This window comes from Streptomyces sp. AC558_RSS880, from assembly GCF_019049255.1.
Classification (GTDB): Bacteria; Actinomycetota; Actinomycetes; order Streptomycetales; family Streptomycetaceae; genus Streptomyces.
This window is the reverse complement of sequence record NZ_JAGMUJ010000130.1, coordinates 352,262-373,773: the sequence shown is the minus strand read 5'-3', so window position 1 is coordinate 373,773 and position 21,512 is coordinate 352,262. Positions and strand designations below refer to the sequence as shown.

Sequence of the window (21,512 nt, the reverse complement as noted above, 5' to 3'; positions counted from 1 at the left end):
TCACACCGGGAGCAGCCCTCCGACCAGCGCGCTCAACTGCCGTGCGTTGCGGCACTCGTGCATCTCCACCAGCCCCGCGTACGCGGGTGCGGCGGAATCGCCCGTGCCCCAGCGGGAGCGCTGCTCCGGGTTCAGCCAGTGGACGCGCCGGGCGCGCCGGACCAGCTCACGTACGGCCGCCAGGTTCGGGTCGGCCGTGTTGGTGCGGGCGTCGCCGAGGACGAACACCGTCGTGCGCGGGCCCACGGCATCGGCGTACCGTTCGGCGAACTCGCCCAGCGCCGTGCCGTAGTCGCTGCTGCCGTGCCGGCCGGTGACGGCCGCCTCGCCCTGGATCCGCGCACCCAGGCCCTCCGGGTCGGCGGCGCCGCGCACGAGCAGCCCGGTCACCTCGTCGATCCGGTTGACGAAGGCGAACACCCGCACCTTGGAGAACTGGTCGTGCAGCGCCTGCACCAGCAGCATCGTGAAGTCGGAGAACCCGGACACCGAGCCCGACACATCGCACAGCAGCACCAGTTCGGGCCGGGCGGGCCTGCGCCGGCGCAGCACGGGCCGCATCGGCACCCCGCCGGTCGACAGCGAGCCGCGCAGCGTCCGGCGCAGATCGATGCTGCCGCGCGCGGCCCGTCGGCGGCGGGCGGCCAGCCGGGTCGCCAGCTTGCGGGCCAGCGGCCGCACCGTCCGGCGCAGTTCGGCCAGCCGGTCCTTCCCGGCGAAGAGGAAGTCGACGCGGTCGGCGGTCGGGGCCACCGCACGCCGGGCGATCTCGTCCCGGCCCCGTCGCTCCGCCACCCGGCGCCGCGCCTCCACGGCCACCATCCGCCGGAACTCCTCGATGCGCCGCCGGATCTCGTCCTCGAGCAGCCGGTCGCCGAAGCCCGCCGAACCGTCCCGCCCGCGCACCTCGTCCCGCACCCGCGCCAGCAGGGTCTGCGGACGCAGCTGCTCCAGCGTCTGGTACGACGACCAGCCGTCCGACCCCGGTGAACTCCCGTACCCGCCGAAGCCGTCGACCGCCTCCACCGCCAACCGGCCCATCAGGGCGGTGTCGTTGTCGGCGAGCGCGGCCGCCAGCCGTTCGCGCAGCTCGTCCCGGTCCCCGCGTCCGCCCTCCGGCGCGCCGACCCCGCGCGGGAAATACAGGTCGAAGACGGCGTCGAACACCGGGCGTTGAGCGGTACCGTGCAGCAGGGTCGCCGCCAGGCCCTCCCGGAGCAGCTCCCGGTCGGCGAGTCCGAGCGCCTCCGTCGCGCGGGCCGCGTCCACGGTCTCTCCCGTGCCGACGCGCACCCCGTGCGAGCGCAGCGCGTCGACGAGGCCGGTCAGCCGGGCCGCGAGGGCCGAGTCCGCGACGGCGTTCACACGGCGTCCAGGTCGAGCTTGGCCGCCGCCTTCTGGATGTCGTCCTGGTGCTTGAGGATCACGCCGAGGCTGTCGCGCACGACCGTCTCGTCCAGGGTGGCGGCGCCCAGCGCCAGCAGGGTGCGGGCCCAGTCGACGGTCTCGGCCACCGACGGCGCCTTCCGCAGGTCCATGGCGCGCAGCGCCCCCACGACCCGTACGACGGACTCGGCCAGCGCCGCGTCGATGCCCGGCACCTTCAGCCGTACGATCCGCCGCTCCAGCTCCGCGTCGGGGAAGCCGATGTGCAGGAACAGACAGCGGCGGCGCAGCGCCTCCGACAGCTCCCGGGTCGCGTTCGAGGTGAGGACCACGAACGGACGGCGGGTGGCGGTGACGGTGCCCAGTTCCGGAACGGTCACCTGGAAGTCGCCGAGGACCTCGAGGAGCAGGCCCTCGACCTCCACGTCCGCCTTGTCGGTCTCGTCGATCAGCAGCACCTTGGGGTCGTCGCCGCGGAGGGCCGTCAGCAGCGGACGGGGCAGCAGGAACTCCTCGCTGAAGATGTCCGTGCGGGTCTCGTCCCAGCTCTCGTCGCGGCCGGCGCTGATCCGCAGCAGCTGCTTGGCGTGGTTCCACTCGTACAGCGCCCGCGACTCGTCGACGCCCTCGTAGCACTGCAGGCGCACCAGCCGGGCCCCGGCGACCTGGGCGACGGCCTTGGCCAGTTCGGTCTTGCCGACCCCGGCGGGGCCCTCCACCAGCAGCGGCTTGCCGAGCCGGTCGGCGAGGAAGACGGTCGTGGCGACCGCGGGCGACGCCAGATAGCCGGTCTCGGCGAGGCGCGCGGAGACGTCGTCGACGGAACGGAACAACGGAAACCTCCGGCTGAAGCGCGGAAACGGCACGGTCCGGGCACCCTGGGGTGCCCGGACCCTATCCAAGCGCTTGCTCACCGCTCTGTCACGCGGTCAGGGCGACCGCCCGCACCGCCGGTGTGCGCAGCACGCGTCGCGCCGTGCCCAGGCTCGTCCCGAGGGTCACCGCGGCCGTCACCGCCACCGTGGCGAGCCATGTGCCGAGGAACTGGTCCGGCAGCACCCCGTCGGTGCGGACGACCGTGAACGGGACGACCCCGGCCAGCGCGGCCATCGTGCCGAAGAACACCCCCGCGACCGTGAGGATCGCGCCCTCGGCACCCACCACGCCGAGCACCTGCCCCGGAGTGGCCCCCGCCAGACGCTGCTGCCCGAACTCGCGGGAGCGGTAGGTCGTGGCGGCGTACAGCGAGTTGACCAGCATGACGCAGACGAAGACGGCGATGATGCCGACGACGGTGAGGTTGAGCGTCTCCAGGTTCTTCGCGTCGACCGACTTCACCAGGCCCGAGGCCGCGACGGCGTCGCTCTCCACCGCCTGCATGGTGAGCGTCGCCGTGGACACGGCCGTGAACATGATCAGTGACACCAGGATCCCGGCGAGCTCCCCGGCCCGCTGCCGAAGGTTCCGCACGGCCAGCCACCCGCTCGCCCCGCTCAGCGCCAGCCGGTCCAGTACGCCCTTCAGCAGCCGTGGCGACATCAGCGCGAACCCCACCGAGAGCATGATCGCCCCCTGGGCGGGCGGCGCCATCAGCACCTCGTCCGTCGCGGAGAAGAAGAAGGTCGAGCCCGCTCCGGCGGCCCCGGCGGCCAGCGCGCCGTACGCCAGGAACCGCCGTGCCCGGACGCGTTCCCTGCCGCGCCGCGTCACCCGCCGCACGGCGAGGAACGCGGCGCCCGCCGCCGCGAGCAGGGTGATGTGCACGCCGGACAGCAGCGCGATCGGACCGAAGGAGTACTCGACCGACCGCGCGACCTGACCGCCGTCCTGGAACATGTCCAGCAGCACCCGCCCGCCGAGCATCGCCGGGCCGATCGCCAGCGCCGCGCCCACCAGGGCCACGGCCACCGCCTCACCCACGACCATCCGCTTGATCTGCGCCGGGGTCGCCCCCGAGCAGCGCAACAGCTCCAGCTCGGCCGCCCGCTGCCGCACGTTCACCGTCAGGGTCGAGGCGACGGCGAAGAGCACCAGCAGCGTGCCGTACCCGCCGACGACGCCGGCCGCCGTTCCCAGGGTGTCGGAGCTCACCGCGTCCACGCCCGGCTGTCCGGCCGTGTCGTGCATCGAGTTGAACATCATGATGATCGCCGCGCCCAGGAAGGCGGACAGCAGCGTCGCGAGGAACCGTCCGGGCCGCTGCCGGATCGACCGCATGGCCAGTACGAACACGGCTCACACCCCCGCCGTCATGTCGTCGCCCAGGTGCGCCAGCCGCTCGGCCACCGCGTCCGCCGTCGGCGCGTCCATCCGGCCGGCCAGACGGCCGTCCGCGAGGAACAGCACGCTGTCGGCGTAGGAGGCGGCGACCGGGTCGTGCGTCACCATCACCACGGTCCGCCCGTGCACCCGCACCGACTGCTGGAGCAGCGTCAGCACCTCCCGCGCGCTGCGCGTGTCCAGGGCGCCGGTCGGCTCGTCCGCGAAGATCACCCGGGGTTCGGTGACCAGCGCCCGGGCGATCGCCACCCGCTGCCGCTGACCGCCGGACAACTGGTCGGGCCGGTGCCGGAGCCGGTCGCCCAGACCGACGGCGGTGAGGATCTCCCGGGCCCGCCTCCGGTCCACGCGCTTTCCGGCCAGCTTCAGCGGCAGCACGGTGTTCTGCGCGACGGTCAGCGTCTCCAGCAGGTTGTACTGCTGGAACACGAACCCGATCCGCCCGCGCCGGAACTTCGTCAGCTCCGCCTCGCTGCCGCCCGTCAGCTCGGTCCCGTCGACGCGCACGATCCCGCTGTCCGGCCGGTCAAGACCCGCCGCGCACTGCAGCAGCGTCGACTTGCCCGAGCCCGACGGCCCCATCACCGCGGTGAACGTGCCCCGCGCCAGGCCGAGCGTCACCCCGTCGAGGGCGGTCACGGCGCTGTCCGCGATGCCGTAGGACTTGCTGACCTTCACCAGCCGCAGCGCCTCGGGGGCGGGGCCCGTGTCGTGGTCGCGTCGTGACCCGTTGCGAAACATCGTCATCTCCTCCGTCCGGCACGTCCTGTGCCACGCTCAAGACGCTACGGAGAAGACGGCCGCACCACATGGGGCGCAGAACCCGTATCGGGGGGTGTACTCAGCGACACCCCCCGAGGGGCTTCACCCGACCAGCACGACCTCCAGCGTGCGCGGTCCGTGCACGCCCTCCACCCGGTCGAGTTCGATGTCGCTGGTCGCCGACGGGCCGGAGATCCAGGTGAGCGGACGGGCCGGGTCGAGGCGTTCGAGGGCCTGGGGGACGGAGGAGACGACCTGGTCCGGGACCCGGACCACACAGATGTGGTGGTCGGGGACCAGGGTGATCCGGCGCCGGCCCTGGTCGGGGGAGCCGTCCAGCACGATCGTGCCCGTCTCGGCGACCGCCACCGCGCAGGCGGTGACCACACTGTCGACCCGGTCCAGCTCGTGCGGCGTGCTCTCCGCCCGGTCCATGACCCGGGTCACCTCCGCCCCGGCGAGCCAGTCCTCGTCGAGGCCGGGCGGAACGAGCACCGACGACGCGCCGCGCGCCGCGAGCAGCCCGGCGACCACCCCGGCCAGCCCGGCCGGATCCGTACGGTGCACGAGGGCCCGGTAGTCGGCCAGGTTCTCCGCGAGGAGGTCCACCGTCTCCTCGACGGTGCGCGTACCGTGCTCGCGCAGGTAGTCACGGGCGAGGGCCCGCTCGTACGGGGTGTCGTCCTTCGGTACGTCGGCGAGGGCGCGCCGCACCCGGCCCAGGATCCGTTCCCTGCTGCTCACTTCGCCGCTCCCTTCCCGCTCTGCGTACGCTGCCACCAGTCCCGGAACGGTTCCGCCGGCACCGGCGGCAGGTCCCGGGTCCCGCTCCACGCCCGGCCGGGGCCCGGCAGGGTGCGCGGATGGAGGCGGCGGGTGCGCGAGGCGAGGCGCTGGCCGGTGCGCAGGGCTTCGGGATACGTGAACGCCCAGCGGGCGGCGCGCATCGCGGCGCGTTCGGCGGCGTGCCCCTTGGCCGGCTTGAGCACCACCTTGTTGCCGCCCCGGGTCACCTCCCCGCCCTCCACCACCCGCTCCCGCAGATGCACCAGCACCTCGGGGATGTCGATGGCGACCGGGCACACCTCGTAGCAGGCCCCGCACAGCGACGAGGCGTACGGCAGGGAGGCGTCGATCTCGCTGCCGGTTCCCCGGAGTTGAGGACTGAGGATGGCGCCGATCGGGCCCGGGTAGACCGAGCCGTACGCGTGGCCGCCGGCCCGCTCGTACACCGGGCACACGTTGAGGCAGGCGGAGCAGCGGATGCAGCGCAGTGCCTGCCGGCCCACCTCGTCGGCGAGGGTGTCGGTGCGGCCGTTGTCCAGCAGGACCAGGTGGAAGTTCCGCGGGCCGTCCTCGTCGGTGGTGCCGGTCCACGTCGAGGTGTACGGGTTCATCCGCTCGGCGGTCGAGGAACGGGGGAGGGTCTGCAGGAACACCTCCAGGTCCCGCCAGGTCGGCACGATCTTCTCGATGCCGACGACCGAGATCAGCGTCTCGGGCAGGGTCAGGCACATCCGCCCGTTGCCCTCGGACTCCACCACCACCAGCGTGCCGGTCTCGGCCACCATGAAGTTGGCGCCGGAGACGCCGACCTTGGCGCGCAGGAACTTCTCCCGCAGGTGCAGCCGGGCCGCCTCGGCGAGTTCGGCGGGCGTGTCCGCCAGCCCTTCCGGGGCGGGGCGGCCCCACTCGCTCATCTCCCGGGCGAAGATCTCCCGGATCTCCCCGCGGTTGCGGTGGATCGCCGGCACCAGGATGTGCGAGGGCCGGTCCTTGCCCAACTGCACGATCAGCTCGGCCAGATCGGTCTCGTAGGCGGCGATGCCCTCCGCCTCCAGGGCCTCGTTGAGGCCGATCTCCTGCGTGGCCATCGACTTGACCTTGACGACCTCCGACTCACCGGTGTCCTTGACCAGCCGTGCCACGATCCGGTTGGCCTCGTCGGCGTCGACGGCCCAGTGCACGGTGCCGCCCGCCGCCGTCACCGACTCCTCCAACCGCTCGAGGTAGCGGTCCAGATGACGGAGCGTGTGGTCCTTGATCCGCTTGCCGGCCTCCCGCAGCTCCGCCCAGTCGGGCAGCTCCGCGACGGCGTTCGCCCGCTTGGCCCGGATGGTGTGCGTGGCGTGCCGCAGATTGCCGCGCAGCGTCGCGTTGCCGACCGCCTCGTGGGCGGCCTTGGGAAACGCCGGCATCCCGACGAAAGTCCCGCTCATACGGCCGGTTCCTCCTCCGTGCTCGCCAGGATCTCCGCGATGTGCACCGGCCGCATGCCGGTCCGCAGCCTGGTCATCGTTCCGCCGATGTGCATCAGGCACGAGTTGTCCGCCGCGCACAGCACCTCGGCGCCCGTCGACTCGGCGTTGCGCACCTTGTCGGTGCCCATCGCCGCCGAGACGTCGGAGTTCTTCAGGGCGAAGGTGCCGCCGAAGCCACAGCACTCCTCGGCGCCCGGCAGCTCGACCAGCTCCAGCCCCTTCACCGCCCGCAGCAGCTGCCGGGGCCGCTCGCCCAGGCCCAGCACGCGCAGCCCGTGACAGGTCGGGTGGTAGGTCACCTTGTGCGGGTAGTACGCCCCGACGTCCGTCACCCCCAGCACGTCCACCAGGAACTCCGTCAGCTCGTACGTCTTCGGCACCAACGGCGCCAGCGTCGCCGCGAGGGTGTCCCCGCGGCCCTCCGCCCGGGCCCGCTCACCCATCCGCGGATACAGATCCCGCACCATCGCCCCGCACGACCCGGACGGTGTCACGATCGCCTCGTACTCCCCGAAGACATCGGAGAAATGCCGGGCGAGCGGCTCGGCCTCGTGCCGGTAGCCCGTGTTGTAGTGCGCCTGTCCGCAACACGTCTGCGCCATCGGGAAGTCGACGTCGACGCCCAGCCTGGTCAGGAGTTTCACCACGGCGCGCCCGGTGTCCGGATACAGCGTGTCGTTGACACAGGTCAGGAACAGTGCGACACGCATCGCGGCTCCTAGTGAGATCGATCATCGGGTGAATGCAGGGTAGTGGGGGAGCGGGGGCCCGGGGGAGACCGCGTCAGCCCCGGGCGAGCCGGGCCTGCGCCGCCTGCCACCGCTGCGTACCGCCGCGCGGTTCGTACCGCGTCAGCGGTTGCGTACGGGTGAGCAGCCGCCGCATCCCGGCCAGGTCGCCGACCAGTCCATGGGCACGGGCCTGTACCAGCACATTGCCCAGGGCCGCCGCCTCCGTCGGCCCGGCCACCACCGGCAGCCCGCAGGCGTCGGCGGTCAGCTGGCACAGCAGGGCGTTGCGGGTGCCGCCGCCCACGATGTGCACCACGTCGGCCGACTGCCCGGCGAGCCGCTGCGCGTCGGTGACGGCCTTGCGGTGGGCCAGGGCGAGCGAGTCGAGGATGCACCGGGTGATCTCGGCGGGGGTGACCGGCACGGGCTGTCCCGAGTCCCGGCAGGCCCCGGCGATCCGCTCCGGCATCCGCCCGGGCGCGAGGAACGCCGCGTCCCCGGCGTCCACCACCGACCGCAGCGCCGGCACCTTGGCCGCGTCGAGCAGCAGCGTGCCCAGATCCGGCTCGCCCCAGGCCCGCACGCACTCCTGGAGCAGCCACAGGCCCATGATGTTGCGCAGATAGCGGACCGTGCCGTCCAGCCCCAGCTCATTGGTGAAGTTGGCGGCCCGGCTCTCCTCGGTGAGCACCGGCGCGTCCAGCTCGAGACCGGCCAGCGACCAGGTGCCGGTGCAGATGTACGCGAACCGCTCGCCGTCCGCCGGTACGGCGGCCACCGCGGACGCGGTGTCGTGCGAGCCGACCGCCGTCACCGGGACCGGCCCGGCCAGCCCGGTCTCCTCCAGCACCTCGGGCCGCAGCACCCCGGCCGCGTCCCCGGGCCGGCGCAGCGGCGCGAACAGTCCGAGGTCGATGCCGAGGCGCTCCGCGACCCCGTGCGCCCAGTCGCGGGTGCGCGGGTCGATCAGCTGGGTGGTCGAGGCGTTGGTCAGCTCCGTGCCCTGCTCGCCGGTCAGCCAGTACGTCAGCAGATCCGGAATCAGCAACAGCCTCCGGGCCTGCGTCAGTTGGGCCGAGTCGCGGGCCGCCGTCAACTGGTACAGCGTGTTGAACGGCGCGTACTGCAGACCGGTCGCCGCGTACAGCTCCCCGGCGGGCACGGTCGCCCACACCTTCTCCGCGATCTGGTCGGTACGGCTGTCGCGGTAGTGCACCGGGTTGCCGAGCAGCGCCCCGTCCGCGTCCAGCAGCCCGTAGTCCACGGCCCAGCTGTCGATGCCGACGGAGTCCACCTGCCCGGCCGCCTTCAGCCCGTCCAGCACCCCGGCGTACAGCGAGAGGACGTCCCAGCGCAGCCCCTCGGGCACGCGCACCGGCCGGTTGGGGAAGCGGTTGACCTCGGTCAGCTCCAGGCTGTCGGGGCCGACGCGGCCGACCATGACGCGTCCGCTGGACGCGCCGAGGTCGACCGCGGCGTAGGACTTCACGGAGCTCATCGCAGGAACGCGGCGGCGACGCCGGCGTCGACCGGGACGTGCAGTCCGGTGGTGTGGGTGAGGTCGCCGCCGGTCAGCGCGAACACGGCGTTCGCCACGTGCTCGGGCAGCACCTCGCGCTTCAGCAGCGTCCGCTGGGCGTAGAACTCGCCCAGCTTCTCCTCCGGCACCCCGTACACGGCGGCGCGCTTGGCGCCCCAGCCGCCCGCGAAGATCCCGGAGCCGCGCACCACACCGTCCGGGTTGACGCCGTTGACGCGGATGCCGTGCTCACCCAGCTCGGCGGCGAGGAGGCGCACCTGGTGCGCCTGGTCGGCCTTGGTGGCCGAGTAGGCGATGTTGTTCGGGCCGGCGAACACCGCGTTCTTCGACGCGATGTAGACGATGTCGCCGCCCAGCTCCTGTGCGGTCATCACCCGGGCCGCCTCGCGCGAGACGAGGAAGGAACCGCGGGCCATGATGTCGTGCTGCAGGTCCCAGTCCTTCGCGGACGTCTCCAGGAGCGGCTTGGAGATCGAGATACCGGCGTTGTTCACCACCAGGTCGACCCCGCCGAAGGCGAGCACGGCGGCCTTGAAGGCATCCGCGATCTGCTCCTCGGACGTCACGTCGACGGTCACGGCGACGGCCTTGTCGGACCCGCCCAGCTCCTCGGCGACCCGCTCGGCGTTCTCCCCGTTCAGGTCGGCCACGACGACACACGCGCCCTCGGCCACCAGCCGCTGGGCGATCGCCTTGCCGATCCCGCTGCCCGCACCCGTCACCAGCGCCACCCGGGTGGCGAGCGGCTTGGGCTTCGGCATCCGCCGGAGCTTGGCCTCCTCCAGCGCCCAGTACTCGATGCGGAACTTCTCCGACTCCTCGATCGGCGCGTACGTGGAGACCGCCTCGGCCCCGCGCATCACGTTGATCGCGTTGAGGTAGAACTCGCCGGCCACCCGCGCGGTCTGCTTGTCCTTGCCGAAGCTGAACATGCCCACGCCCGGCACCAGCACGATCGCCGGGTCGGCGCCGCGCATCGCGGGGGAGTCCGGCTCCGCGTGCCGCGCGTAGTAGGCGGCGTACTCCTCGCGGTAGGCCGCGTGCAGTTCCTTCAGCCGGGCGACCGCCTCGTCGAGCGGGGCGGACGGCGGCAGGTCGAGGACGAGCGGGCGGACCTTGGTGCGCAGGAAGTGGTCCGGGCAGGAGGTGCCCAGCGCGGCCAGCCGCGGGTGCTCGGCGCGGGCCAGGAAGTCCAGTACGGCGTCGGAGTCGTCGAAGTGGCCGACCTGCGGCCGGTCCTGCGAGGCGACGGCGCGGACGTACGGCGCCAGTGCGGCGGCCCGCTCCCGCCGCTCCTCCCCGGACAGCGCCTCGTACCCCTCGATCACCGGCCCGAACGGCTCCGGCCGGCCGCGCTCGGCGAGGAACTCCTCGGCGGTGCGGATGATGTGCAGCGAGTTGCGCTCGCACTCCTCGGAGGTGTCGCCCCACGCGGTGATGCCGTGCCCGCCGAGCACACACCCGATGGCCTGCGGGTTGGCCTTCTTCACGGCGGCGATGTCCAGCCCGAGCTGGAAACCGGGCCGCCGCCACGGCACCCACACCACGGTGTCGCCGAAGCACTCGGCGGTCAGCTTCTCCCCGTCGGCCGCGCAGGCGAGCGCGATCCCGGAGTCGGGGTGGAGGTGGTCCACGTGCGCGGCGTCGACGAGCCCGTGCATCGCGGTGTCGATCGACGGGGCCGCACCGCCCTTGCCGTGCAGGCAGTAGTCGAACGCGGCGACCATCTCGTCCTCGCGCTCGACACCCGGGTACACATCGGTCAGCGCCCGCAGCCGGTCCAGCCGCAGCGCGGCCAGCCCCGCCTCGGTCAGCGTCCCGAGGTCGCCCCCGGACCCCTTGACCCACATCAGCTCGACGTCACCCCCGGTGACGGGGTCGGTGTCGGTGCCCTTGGCGGAGGTGTTGCCGCCGGCGTAGTTGGTGTTGCGGGGGTCGGCGCCGAGCCGGTGCGATCGAGCGAGCAGAGCGGCGGCTTCGGGATGGGTTGCCATGAACGTCCAGTCCTTACGTGAAAGAGGGTGAGTGGTGCGCCCCTCCAGGGGCGCGGGGCGGTGTCGGATGTGCGGCTACCGCCGCGCGGGCGCGATCAACCACAACCGACCCGCAGTCCGCGACGAACAGAACTCGGCAGACGCTCACGCCCCCCAACCGGCCTGCTCCCCACCAACCCGCTCGGCAACGATCTTCTCGGCCCACCCGGACCGCCGATAGGCGACAAGGGGTTCGGGGTCCAACCCCATCTCCTCCCGCACCTCACGCAGCAGCGGACGCACGTCCGTGTTGTACGCGTCCATCAGCACGGCGTTCGCCTCGAGCACGTCCCCCGAGGCCTGTGCCTCACCCAACGCCACCCGGTCGACCAGCAGCGCTTTCGCCGTCGCCTCCTGAACGTTCATGACGGAACGAATGATCGCCGGGATCTTCGCCTCGATGTTGTGGCACTGGTCGAGCATGAACGCCACCTCGGGAGCGAACCCACCCCCACGGATCACCTCGTACATGATCCGGAACAGCTGGAACGGGTCGGCGGCACCGACCATCAGGTCGTCGTCGGCGTAGAACCGCGAGTTGAAGTCGAACCCGCCGAGCTTCCCCTCCCGCAGCAGCGTCGCCACGATGAACTCGATGTTGGTCCCCGGAGCGTGGTGACCGGTGTCGACCACGACCTGCGCCTTCTCGCCCAGCTTCAGGCAGTGCGCGTAGGCGGTGCCCCAGTCCGGCACGTCCGTCGTGTAGAACGCCGGCTCGAAGAACTTGTACTCCAGCAGCATCCGCTGGTCGTCCCCGAGCCGCTCGTACACCTCGGCGAGCCCTTCGGCGAGCCGGTCCTGCCGGGCCCGGATGTCGTCCTGCCCGGGGTAGTTCGTCCCGTCGGCGAACCACAGCTTCAGGTCCTTGGAGCCGGTCGCGTCCATGATGTCGACGCACTCCAGCAGGTGGTCGACGGCCTTCCTGCGCACCGCCGCGTCCGGGTGGCAGACGCTGCCGAGCTTGTAGTCGTCGTCCTGGAAGGTGTTGGAGTTGATCGCGCCGAGCCTCACCCCGCGGTCCTCGGCGTGCTTGGCCAGCGCCGCGTAGTCCTCGACCTTGTCCCAGGGGATGTGCAGCGCCACCGTCGGCGCCACGCCCGTGAACGCGTGCACCTGGGCGGCGTCGTCCAGCTTCTCCTGCGGGGTGCGGGGGACGCCCTGTTGCGCGAACACCTTGAACCGGGTCCCCGAGTTCCCGTACGCCCAGGACGGCGTCTCCACGGCCTGTGTCTTGAGAGCGGCTTTCACCGCGGCGAGCTCGGTCACGTCAGGGCTCCTGTGACATCGGGTCGTAACGACCACTGAGTGAAACGATTCAGAACGGGAAGCTATGGGTCTCCCGAAGGGGTGTCAACCCTTTCGGCAAAGACCGTCCTCTGTGACCAGGCCGAGACCTGAAGGTGTCGAAAGTTTTTCGACCGGGACCCATTGACGTGACATGCGTCGCGCGCCTAACGTCCCGGCAACCCAGTTGAAACCTTTCACGACGTCGTGGGGCCTCCCGTCGGCGTCGTCGAGGAGCCCTCATGACCCACCCGTCCGACACGGGTCCGGCCCCGGTTCTCGCGCTGAAGGACATCTCCAAGTCCTTCGGCGCGGTCCGCGCACTGCGGGACGTCTCCCTGGAGCTGTTCCCCGGGGAGGTGCACGCCCTCGCCGGCGAGAACGGAGCCGGCAAGTCGACCCTCATCAAGACGCTCGCCGGAGTGCACCGTCCGGACACCGGCCAGGTGCTGCTCGACGGTGCCCCCGTCGTCTTCCACGGCCCCGGTGACGCCCGCGACGCCGGTATCGCCGTGATCTACCAGGAGCCCACGCTCTTCCCCGACCTGTCGATCGCCGAGAACATCTTCATGGGCCGGCAGCCCCGGAAGGCGCTCGGCCGGATCGACCACCGCGCCACCCACGACGCCACCGCCGCCCTGATGCGGCGGCTCGGCGTCGAGCTCGACCCGGACCGTCCGGCCCGCGGTCTGTCCATCGCCGACCAGCAGATCGTCGAGATCGCCAAGGCGCTCTCCTTCGACGCCCGCGTCCTGATCATGGACGAGCCCACCGCCGCCCTCACCGGCAGCGAGGTCGCCCGCCTCTTCGGCGTCGTGCGCACCCTGCGCGACCAGGGCGCCGCGGTGCTGTTCATCTCCCACCGCCTGGAGGAGATCTTCGAGATCTGCCGGCGGGTCACCACGCTCCGCGACGGCGCCTGGATCTCCAGCGAGCCGCTGGAGGGCATGACCGAGGACGACCTGGTCCGCCGCATGGTCGGCCGCGACCTCGAGGAGCTCTACCCCAAGCAGGACGTGACGCCGGGCGAGATCGCCCTGAGCGTGCGCCGGCTGACCCGCGAGGGCGTCTTCACCGACGTCTCCTTCGACGTGCGGCGCGGTGAGATCGTCGGCCTGGCCGGACTCGTCGGCGCCGGGCGCACCGAGGTGGCCCGCGCCGTGTTCGGCGTCGACCGCTGGGACGCCGGCGAGGTCGAGGTCGACGGACGGAAACTGACCAACGGCGCCCCGTCCACGGCCATGGCCGCAGGCCTCGCCCTGGTCCCCGAGGACCGGCGCGCCCAAGGCCTGGTGATGGACATGTCCATCGAGCGCAACATCGGCCTCACCGGACTCCGTACGACCGTGAAGGCCGGCCTGATGGACCGCGGCGCCGAACGCAGCCGCTCCCTCGACTGGGCCGTCAAGCTCCAGGTCAAGTACGCCCGGATCGCCGACACGGTGAACACCCTGTCCGGCGGCAACCAGCAGAAGGTCGTCCTCGCCAAGTGGCTCGCCACCGGCCCGAAGGTGCTGATCGTCGACGAGCCCACGCGCGGCATCGACGTCGGCACCAAGGCCGAGGTGCACCGGCTGCTGTCCCAGCTCGCCGCCGACGGCGTCGCCGTCCTGATGATCTCCTCCGACCTGCCCGAGATCCTCGGCATGGCCGACCGCGTGCTGGTGATGCACGAGGGCCGGCTCACCGCCGAGATCCCCCGCACCGACGCCACCGAGGAAACCGTGATGGCCGCAGCCACGGGGAGGGCCGCCGCATGACGGTCGCCGCTCCCGAAGAAGCCCCCGTCGCCGAGGTGCCCAAGGCCGGCGCCACCCGGCTGGTGGACCGCGTCTTCAAGATGCGCGAACTCGCCATCCTCGTCGTCTTCCTGGTGATGATCGCCGTCACCCAGGCCGGCAACAGCGAGTTCCTGTCCGAACAGGGCATCAAGGACCTGCTGCTGAACGCGACCATCCTGGTCCTGGTCGCCACCGGCCAGTCCCTGGTCGTCATCACCCGCAACGTCGACCTGTCCGTCGGCTCCACCCTCGGCATCAGCGCCTTCGCCGCCGGCGTCTACCTCCAGGACGGCGGGAACCCGGTCGTCGCCGTCGCCCTCGCCGTCCTGCTCGGCATCGGCTTCGGACTGCTCAACGGCCTGCTCGTCAGCCTCGGCCAGGTGCCCGCCCTCGTGGTCACCCTCGGCACGCTCTACATCATCCGCGGCATCGACTCCATCTGGGTCGGCTCCCGCCAGATCACGGCCGCCGACCTCCCCGAGGGGTTCGTCGACTTCGGCTCCGGCGGCATCTCGGCGGTGCCGTACCTGGCCCTCATCGCGCTCGCGGTGCTGGTGGCGACGGCGTACTACCTCAAGCACTTCGGCAGCGGACGCGAGCTGTACGCGCTCGGCTCCAACCCCGAGGCCGCCCGGCTCGCCGGCATCCCCGTGCGCAAGCGGATCCTCGCCGCGTACACCTTCTGCGGCGCCCTCGCCGGCCTCGCCGGCGCCCTGTACCTGGCCCGGTTCGGCAACGTCGACTCCGGTACCGGCAACGGCTACGAACTCACCGTCGTCAGCGCGGTCGTGGTCGGCGGCGTGGTCTTCACCGGCGGCTCCGGCAGCGTCTACGGCGCGGCCCTCGGCGCGCTGCTGCTGACCTCCATCAACAGCGTGCTGCCCGCCCTCGGCGTCAGCTCCGTGTGGGTGCTCGCCATCAACGGCATCCTGCTCATCCTCGCCATCGCGGTCGACCGGATCGTCGCGCTGCGCGTGGCCTCCGCCCTGAAGAAGAGGAACGCCCGCCATGCCTGAGTCCCTCACGCGCGCGGTCCGCTGGGACACGGTCGTCGGCGCCCTGCTCGTCGTCGTCCTGCTGCTGTCCTTCACCACGGTCGACGGCTTCGGCAACGCGCTCAACCTGTCGTTCCTCATCGGCAACACCCTGCCGATCGCGCTGATCGCCCTGCCCATGACCCTGCTCGTGGTCTCCGGCGAGATCGACCTGTCCGTGGCCTCCACGGCCGGCCTGTCCGGCGCGGTGATGGGCGCCCTGTGGAACCAGGGCATGACCATCGAGACGATCATCCCGATCTGCCTCGTGATCGGTGTCGTCTGCGGCCTGGTCAACGGCCTGCTGGTGACCCGCCTCGGGCTGCCGTCCCTCGCCGTCACCATCGGTACGCTGGCCGCCTACCGGGGCATCGCGCAGATCGTGCTCGGCTCCGACGCGGTGACCGACTTCCCCGCGCCGTACCTGGACTTCGCCGCCGGACGCATCGGCGACACGTTCGTCCCGTACGCCCTCCTGCCCTTCCTGGTGCTGCTCGCCATCGCCGTCGTCGCCCTGCACGCCACTCCGTTCGGCCGGTCGCTGTTCGCGGTCGGCGCGAGCGAGGAGGCGGCCCGGTTCGCCGGCATCCGCGTCAAGCGGCAGAAGCTGATCCTGTTCACCCTGACCGGTCTGATGGCCTCCCTCACCGGCGTCTTCTGGGCCCTGCACTACGCCAGCGCCCGCTACGACAACGCCACCGGCCTCGAACTCTCCGTCGTGGCGGCCGTGCTGCTCGGCGGCATCGACTTCGACGGCGGCAAGGGGACGCTCGGCGGCGCGATCGCCGGCGTGTTCCTGCTCGGCGCGCTGCAGAACGTGATGAGCCTGCAGGACGTCTCCGCGCAGTCGCAGATCGTCGTCACCGGTGTGCTCCTGGTCCTGTCCGTGCTCGGACCGCGTGTCGCCCGGCAGATCGCCGTCGCGAGGGCCGGACGCCGGGCAGCCACGTCACCACCGGTCTCCAAGGCCCCCACCCCCACCTCCTGAACCCTTCTCGTCCTCTAAGGAACCCACCATGCGCAAGGCATCCATCCGCCGCACCTGCGCGGCCCTCGCCGCCGTCACCTCGCTCGCCCTGGCCGCCACCGCCTGCGGCGGCACCACCAAGGAGGACGTCAAGAACGAGGGCGGCGGCGCGGCGGCCTCGGCCGGCAAGGCCGACCCGAACGCGGCCACCAAGAAGGGCCTGACCGTCGGCTTCCTGCCCAAGCAGGTCAACAACCCCTACTTCACCACCGCCGACAAGGGCGGCGAGAAGGCCGTCAAGGAACTGGGCTCCACCTACAAGGAGGTCGGCCCCTCCAGCGCCACCGACACCGCGGGACAGGTCTCCTACGTCAACACCCTGACCCAGCAGCAGGTCGACGCCATGGCCGTCTCCGCGCAGGACCCCGGCGCCCTGTGCACCGCGCTCAAGCAGGCGATGAAGAACGGCATCAAGGTCGTCACCTACGACTCGGACACCACCGCCGACTGCCGCAACGCCTTCGTCTCGCAGGCCAGCGGCGAGGACCTGGGCCGCACCGAGGTGCAGCTGCTCGCCGAGCAGATCGACTACAAGGGCGAGATCGCGATCCTGTCCGCCGCGCAGACCGCGACCAACCAGAACGCCTGGATCGAGTTCATGAAGGACGAGCTCAAGGATCCCAAGTACAAGGACATGAAGCTGGTCAAGGTCGCCTACGGCAACGACGACGCCCAGCAGTCCTTCCAGCAGACCCAGGGCCTGCTCCAGGAGTACCCGAACCTGAAGGGGATCATCTCCCCGACCACCGTCGGCATCAAGGCCGCCGCCCAGTACCTGTCCGGCTCCAAGTACAAGGGCAAGGTCAAGCTGACCGGCCTCGGCACCCCCAACGACATGCGCAAGTACGTCAAGAACGGCACCGTCGAGGCGTTCGAGCTCTGGGACCCGGCCAAGCTCGGCGAGCTGGCCGCCCGCACCGCGATCGCCCTGTCCTCCGGCCAGATCACCGGCAAGGAGGGCGAGACCTTCACGGCCGGCGCGATGGGCGAGTACACCATCGGCAAGGACGGCGTGATCAACCTCGGCAAGCCCACCGTCTTCGACGCCGAGAACATCGACCAGTTCGACTTCTGATCCCGACCACCCCCTGAAGGAGCGGTACTTCATGCAACGCGTCTGTTTCCTGCTCAAGGTCCGACAGGACCGGATCGCCGAGTACCGCGAACGCCACGCCGCCGTGTGGCCCGAGATGCGCGAGGCGCTCTCGGCCACCGGCTGGCACAACTACTCCCTCTTCCTGCGCGACGACGGCCTCCTCGTCGGCTACCTGGAGACCGAGGACTTCGAGGCCGCCAGGGCCGGCATGGAGGCCACCGAGGTCAACGGCCGCTGGCAGGCCGAGATGTCCCCCTTCTTCGAGTCCCTCGACGGCCCCCGGCCGGACGAGGCGATGAAACCGCTGACCGAGGTCTTCCACCTCGCCTGACGACGGAGCCCGCGATGAGACGACGCACTCTCCTGGCCGGAGCACTCCTCGGCACCGCGGCGGCCCCCGCCCTGGCCGCCGGCACCGCCCGGGCCGCCGCGCCCGGCCCGTCGGTCACCCGCACCGGCAGCACCACGCTCGACAACCGGGCCATCTACTTCGTGTCCTACGACGGCCTGGTCAACAACAACTCCTTCCAGAAGAACGGCCTGCTCACCCACAAGGGCCACCAGTACGCCGCCTGGTACACCGCCGACCGGGGCGCCGTCGTCGGCCGCCGCGCCCTCGGCGCGAGCACCTGGCAGACCGTGCGGGTCGGCCACGCCCTGCGCTACGACGACTCGCACAACGTCATCTCCATGGGCGTGTCGAGGACCGACGGCCGCCTGCACCTCACCATGGACTCCCACAGCGACGGCTTCACCTACGTCAAATCCGTCGCCGGCCTCCTGGACGACCCCACCGGGCTGAGCTGGACCGCGAGCCGCTTCGGCGCCCCGCAGTCCACCCTGGACGGGCTCGCCCTCACCTCGCAGTTCACCTACCCGCAGTTCGTCGCCACCCCCGAGGGCCGGCTCCAGCTCAGCTACCGGGCCGGCGTCTCCGGCAACGGCCGCAACGCCCTCGCCGAGTACGACGGCACCCGGTGGACCGCGCTGGGGGAGTGGAGCGCCTCCACCGGCACCTACACCAGCGAGCACGGCTCCTCCACCGCCCGCAACATGTACCTGCACGGCATCGACTACGACCGGAACGGCCGCCTGCACGCCTTCTTCACCTGGCGCGAGCAGAACGGCGCCGTGATGTGCTCCGGCGGCGGCATCACCAACCACGACACCGGCTACGTCCACTCCGACGACCGCGGCCGCACCTGGCGCAACGACGCCGGCACCGTCGTCGGCAGAACCGGGACCTCCGACCGGGTCTCCGTCACCGACCCCGGACTGGTGGTCGACCCGCTGAACCCGGACCACTCCCTGATGAACCAGGAGAGCCAGTTCACCGACTCCGCCGGCCGGCCGCACGCGATCATCTCCTACGTCCCCGGCCGCTTCGGCCGGTGCACCACGGACTACGTCGCCGACCGCACGGCGCACGGCCGCGCCTTCCACGTCCGCCGGACCGCCGCCGGCGGCTGGCGGAAGACCGAGATCCCCGTCCCGCTCAACTCCAGCCAGCGCACCAGACTGGTCCTGGACCGGTACGACAACGCCTACGCCGTGTTCCCCTACGGCCGTATCGCCGCCGCCTCCGCGGCCTCCGGGCACACCGACTGGAAGCCGCTGTACGACGGCGCGGGCCTGAACGCCTTCGGCGAGGTGGTGATCGACGAGACCCGCGTCGCCCAGGACGGGGTGCTGTCGGTCATGTACCAGGAGAAGTCCACCGGTACGACACCCTCGCCCCTGCACGTAGTCGACTTCAGGCTGCCCGCCTGACCGTGACCGCTCGAGGGCGGCGCTGCCGGTAGTGTGATGGCCCGCCGCGTCGCCCCCGCTCTTTCTGGAGGTCCCTGCCCGATGGCCCAGTCGGTGGGTATCAAGGACGTCGCCCGCGTCGCCGGAGTGTCCGTCGGCACGGTCTCCAACGTGATCAATCGCCCGGACACGGTCGCCGCCGAGACCCGGGCACGGGTGCTGTCCGCCATAGACCGGCTCGGCTACGTGCGCAGCGAGTCCGCCCGTCAGCTGCGCGCCGGCCGCAGCCGCATCATGGGCCTGCTCGTCCTCGACATGGGCAACCCGTTCTTCGTCGACGTCGCGCGCGGCGCCGAACGCGCCGCGCGCGAGGCCGGGCTCGGCGTGATGGTCTGCAACAGCGCCCAGAACTCGGGCGAGGAGGCCGAGTACCTCTCCCTCTTCGCCGAACAGCGGGTGCGGGGCGTGCTGCTCACCCCGGCGGACGCCACCGGCCGCAACATCGAGGCGTTCCGCCGGCACGGCATCCCCTTCGTGCTGGTCGACCGGGTCGCCGAGGGCACCACCGAGTGCTCGGTCTCCGTGGACGACGTGGCGGGCGGCGCGCTGGCCGTGCGGCACCTCGTCGACGCCGGGCACCGTTCCATCGCGTACGTCTGCGGCCCGCCCGGACTGAACCAGGTCCGGGACCGCCGCACCGGCGCCCTGAACGCCCTCGCCGAGGCCGGACTGGGCCCCGACTGCCTGCGCGAACTGCCCACCGAGCGGCTCGACGTCGCCGCCGGACGCGACGCGGGCGCCCGCCTCCTCGGACTCGCCGACCGGCCCACCGCCGTCTTCTGCGCCAACGACCTGCTCGCCCTCGGTGTGCTCCAGGCGATGTACGCGGCCGGCGTCGGCGTCCCCGACGACCTCGCGATCGTCGGCTACGACGACATCGAGTTCGCCGCCGCGGCGGCCGTACCGCTGACCTCGGTGCGGCAGCCGGCGGTCACCATGGGAGCCCTGGCGGCCGAGCTGCTGCTGGAGGAGACCGAGAGCGGGAGCACCGCCAAGCCGCACGAGCACCGCCGGGTCGTCCTCCGCCCGGAACTGGTGGTCCGGCGCTCCAGCCTGGCGGCCCGCTGACGGGTGTTCAGTAAGAATTCCATGATCCCGGGCTCGTTGGCCGGACGAACATGTGCTGAACTGGGTCACGGTCCGACAATCCGTTCGTCCCGGGAGCCTCCGTTGTCCGTCAGCTACCGCCAGCCCGGAGTGGTCCTCACCGACCGCCGGTTCACCGTGCCCCTCGATCACGACGACCCCTCGGGGGAGACGATCGAGCTGTACGCGCGTGAGGTCGTCGCCAGTGACAAGGCCGGCCAGGACCTGCCCTGGCTGCTCTACCTCCAGGGCGGCCCCGGCTTCGGGGCGAACCGTTTCGTCGGGAAGGAGGCCTGGCTCGGCCGGGCCCTGGAGGATTACCGCGTACTCCTCCTCGACCAGCGCGGCACCGGGCACTCCACCCCCGCCAACCGGCAGACGCTCCCGCTGCGCGGCGGCCCCGCCGCACAGGCCGACCACCTCACCCTCTTCCGCGCCGACTCGATCGTGCGGGACTGCGAGGCCATCCGCCCCGAGGTGACCGGCGGCGCCCCCTGGACCGTGCTCGGCCAGAGCTTCGGCGGCTTCTGCACCGTCGCCTACCTCTCCACCGCCCCCGAGGGCCTGGACACCGCCCTGATCACCGGCGGCCTGCCCTCCCTCGACGCCCACGCCGACGACGTCTACCGGGCCGCCTACCCGCGCGTCGAGCGCAAGGTCGCCGCGCACTACGCCCGCTACCCGCAGGACGTCGAACGCGCCCGCCGCATCGCCGACCACCTCCTGACCCACGAGGTCGTCCTCCCGAACGGCTACCGGTTCACCGTCGAGGCGTTCCAGTCCCTCGGCCGGATGCTCGGCAGCGGCGAGGGCAGCCACCGGCTGCACCACCTCCTGGAGGACGTCTTCGTCCGCACCCCGGGCGGCCCCGCACTCTCCGACGCCTTCCAGGAGCAGGCGCAGGGCCTGCTGTCGTACGCCGGACACCCGCTGTACGCACTCGTCCACGAGGCGATCTACGGCCAGGACGCCCGGCCCACCGCCTGGTCCGCCGAGCGCGTGCGGGCCGAGTTCCCGCGGTTCGACGCGGCCAAGACGCTCGCCGGCGACGAACCGCTGCTGTTCACCGGCGAGACCATCCACCCGTGGATGTTCGACTGCGACCCCGCGCTGCGCCCGCTGCGCGAGACCGCCGAACTGCTCGCCGCGCGCACCGACTGGACGCCCCTGTACGACCCGGCGCGCCTCGCCGTCAACGAGGTCCCGGTCGCGGCGGCCGTCTACCACGACGACATGTACGTCGACACCGCCCACTCCCTGGAGACGGCCCGCGCCATCCGCGGCCTGCGCACCTGGGTCACCGACGAGTTCGAGCACGACGGCGTCCGGGCCGGCGGTCCCCGCGTCCTGGACCGGCTGCTCGCCCTGGCGCGCGACGAGGTGTGAGCGGGGCCCGGTGGGA

The 21,512-nt window shown here is 71.8% G+C and carries 18 protein-coding genes; 8 read left to right on the top strand and 10 right to left on the bottom strand.

Going from position 1 to position 21,512, the window contains the following annotated elements; all coding sequences use genetic code 11:
• The 10 genes from KUM38_RS31315 to rhaI form a co-directional block, all read right to left on the bottom strand.
• Entirely contained in the window at window positions 1–1,365 is a 1,365-nt protein-coding gene (locus tag KUM38_RS31315) for a VWA domain-containing protein (protein WP_217134360.1), read from the bottom strand.
• Complete coding sequence (locus KUM38_RS31310; protein ID WP_217134358.1) at window positions 1,362–2,219, bottom strand: MoxR family ATPase; 858 nt, start codon at window positions 2,217–2,219, stop codon at window positions 1,362–1,364. Before KUM38_RS31310 ends, KUM38_RS31315 begins: the two co-directional genes overlap by 4 nt.
• 88 nt (window positions 2,220–2,307) lie before the next feature.
• Window positions 2,308–3,618 carry an FtsX-like permease family protein gene (locus KUM38_RS31305; RefSeq protein WP_217134356.1) on the bottom strand — a complete coding sequence of 437 codons (1,311 nt, stop codon included), beginning with the start codon at window positions 3,616–3,618 and terminating at the stop codon, window positions 2,308–2,310.
• 3 nt (window positions 3,619–3,621) lie between these two features.
• Window positions 3,622–4,407 (bottom strand): ABC transporter ATP-binding protein, encoded by a 786-nt coding sequence (locus KUM38_RS31300; protein ID WP_374227109.1) that lies wholly within the window; start codon window positions 4,405–4,407, stop codon window positions 3,622–3,624.
• A gap of 123 nt (window positions 4,408–4,530) precedes the next feature.
• Complete coding sequence (locus tag KUM38_RS31295; protein ID WP_217134353.1) at window positions 4,531–5,172, bottom strand: LUD domain-containing protein; 642 nt, start codon at window positions 5,170–5,172, stop codon at window positions 4,531–4,533.
• A complete protein-coding gene (locus KUM38_RS31290; RefSeq protein WP_217134351.1) occupies window positions 5,169–6,647 on the bottom strand; it encodes a LutB/LldF family L-lactate oxidation iron-sulfur protein in 1,479 nt (492 codons plus the stop codon). The genes KUM38_RS31295 and KUM38_RS31290 overlap by 4 nt, the downstream gene beginning before the upstream one ends.
• A complete protein-coding gene (locus KUM38_RS31285; protein ID WP_217134349.1) occupies window positions 6,644–7,399 on the bottom strand; it encodes a (Fe-S)-binding protein in 756 nt (251 codons plus the stop codon). The genes KUM38_RS31290 and KUM38_RS31285 overlap by 4 nt, the downstream gene beginning before the upstream one ends.
• A 73-nt stretch (window positions 7,400–7,472) precedes the next feature.
• Complete coding sequence (locus KUM38_RS31280; RefSeq protein ID WP_217134347.1) at window positions 7,473–8,918, bottom strand: rhamnulokinase family protein; 1,446 nt, start codon at window positions 8,916–8,918, stop codon at window positions 7,473–7,475.
• Complete coding sequence (locus tag KUM38_RS31275; RefSeq protein WP_217134345.1) at window positions 8,915–10,954, bottom strand: bifunctional aldolase/short-chain dehydrogenase; 2,040 nt, start codon at window positions 10,952–10,954, stop codon at window positions 8,915–8,917. Before KUM38_RS31275 ends, KUM38_RS31280 begins: the two co-directional genes overlap by 4 nt.
• A gap of 144 nt (window positions 10,955–11,098) precedes the next feature.
• Window positions 11,099–12,259, bottom strand: a complete 1,161-nt coding sequence (gene rhaI / locus KUM38_RS31270; RefSeq protein WP_217134343.1) for an L-rhamnose isomerase — start codon at window positions 12,257–12,259, stop codon at window positions 11,099–11,101.
• A 260-nt stretch (window positions 12,260–12,519) separates the two neighbouring features.
• On the opposite strand from rhaI, the gene KUM38_RS31265 reads away from it, so the two are divergent.
• The 8 genes from KUM38_RS31265 (at window position 12,520) to KUM38_RS31230 (ending at window position 21,496) form a co-directional block, all read left to right on the top strand.
• Window positions 12,520–14,037: a sugar ABC transporter ATP-binding protein gene (locus KUM38_RS31265; protein ID WP_217134341.1), complete on the top strand. Its 1,518-nt coding sequence runs from the start codon at window positions 12,520–12,522 to the stop codon at window positions 14,035–14,037.
• On the top strand, window positions 14,034–15,074 hold the full coding sequence (locus tag KUM38_RS31260) for an ABC transporter permease (RefSeq protein WP_217134339.1): 1,041 nt from the start codon (window positions 14,034–14,036) through the stop codon (window positions 15,072–15,074). The genes KUM38_RS31265 and KUM38_RS31260 overlap by 4 nt, the downstream gene beginning before the upstream one ends.
• A complete protein-coding gene (locus KUM38_RS31255) occupies window positions 15,067–16,080 on the top strand; it encodes an ABC transporter permease (protein WP_217134337.1) in 1,014 nt (337 codons plus the stop codon). The genes KUM38_RS31260 and KUM38_RS31255 overlap by 8 nt, the downstream gene beginning before the upstream one ends.
• Window positions 16,081–16,108: 28 nt before the next feature.
• The gene (gene rhaS, locus KUM38_RS31250; RefSeq protein ID WP_217134335.1) at window positions 16,109–17,194 is read left to right on the top strand and encodes a rhamnose ABC transporter substrate-binding protein; all 1,086 of its coding nucleotides are present in this window, start codon (window positions 16,109–16,111) and stop codon (window positions 17,192–17,194) included.
• Window positions 17,195–17,225: 31 nt separating this feature from the next.
• Window positions 17,226–17,546, top strand: a complete 321-nt coding sequence (locus tag KUM38_RS31245) for an L-rhamnose mutarotase (protein WP_217134333.1) — start codon at window positions 17,226–17,228, stop codon at window positions 17,544–17,546.
• A gap of 14 nt (window positions 17,547–17,560) precedes the next feature.
• Window positions 17,561–18,985 (top strand): BNR repeat-containing protein, encoded by a 1,425-nt coding sequence (locus KUM38_RS31240; RefSeq protein ID WP_217134331.1) that lies wholly within the window; start codon window positions 17,561–17,563, stop codon window positions 18,983–18,985.
• 81 nt (window positions 18,986–19,066) lie between these two features.
• Window positions 19,067–20,092, top strand: a complete 1,026-nt coding sequence (locus tag KUM38_RS31235) for a LacI family DNA-binding transcriptional regulator (protein WP_217134329.1) — start codon at window positions 19,067–19,069, stop codon at window positions 20,090–20,092.
• Between the two features lie 102 nt (window positions 20,093–20,194).
• Window positions 20,195–21,496, top strand: coding sequence for an alpha/beta fold hydrolase (locus KUM38_RS31230; RefSeq protein ID WP_217134327.1), 1,302 nt, complete (start codon window positions 20,195–20,197; stop codon window positions 21,494–21,496).
• The last annotated feature ends 16 nt before the right edge of the window (window positions 21,497–21,512 follow it).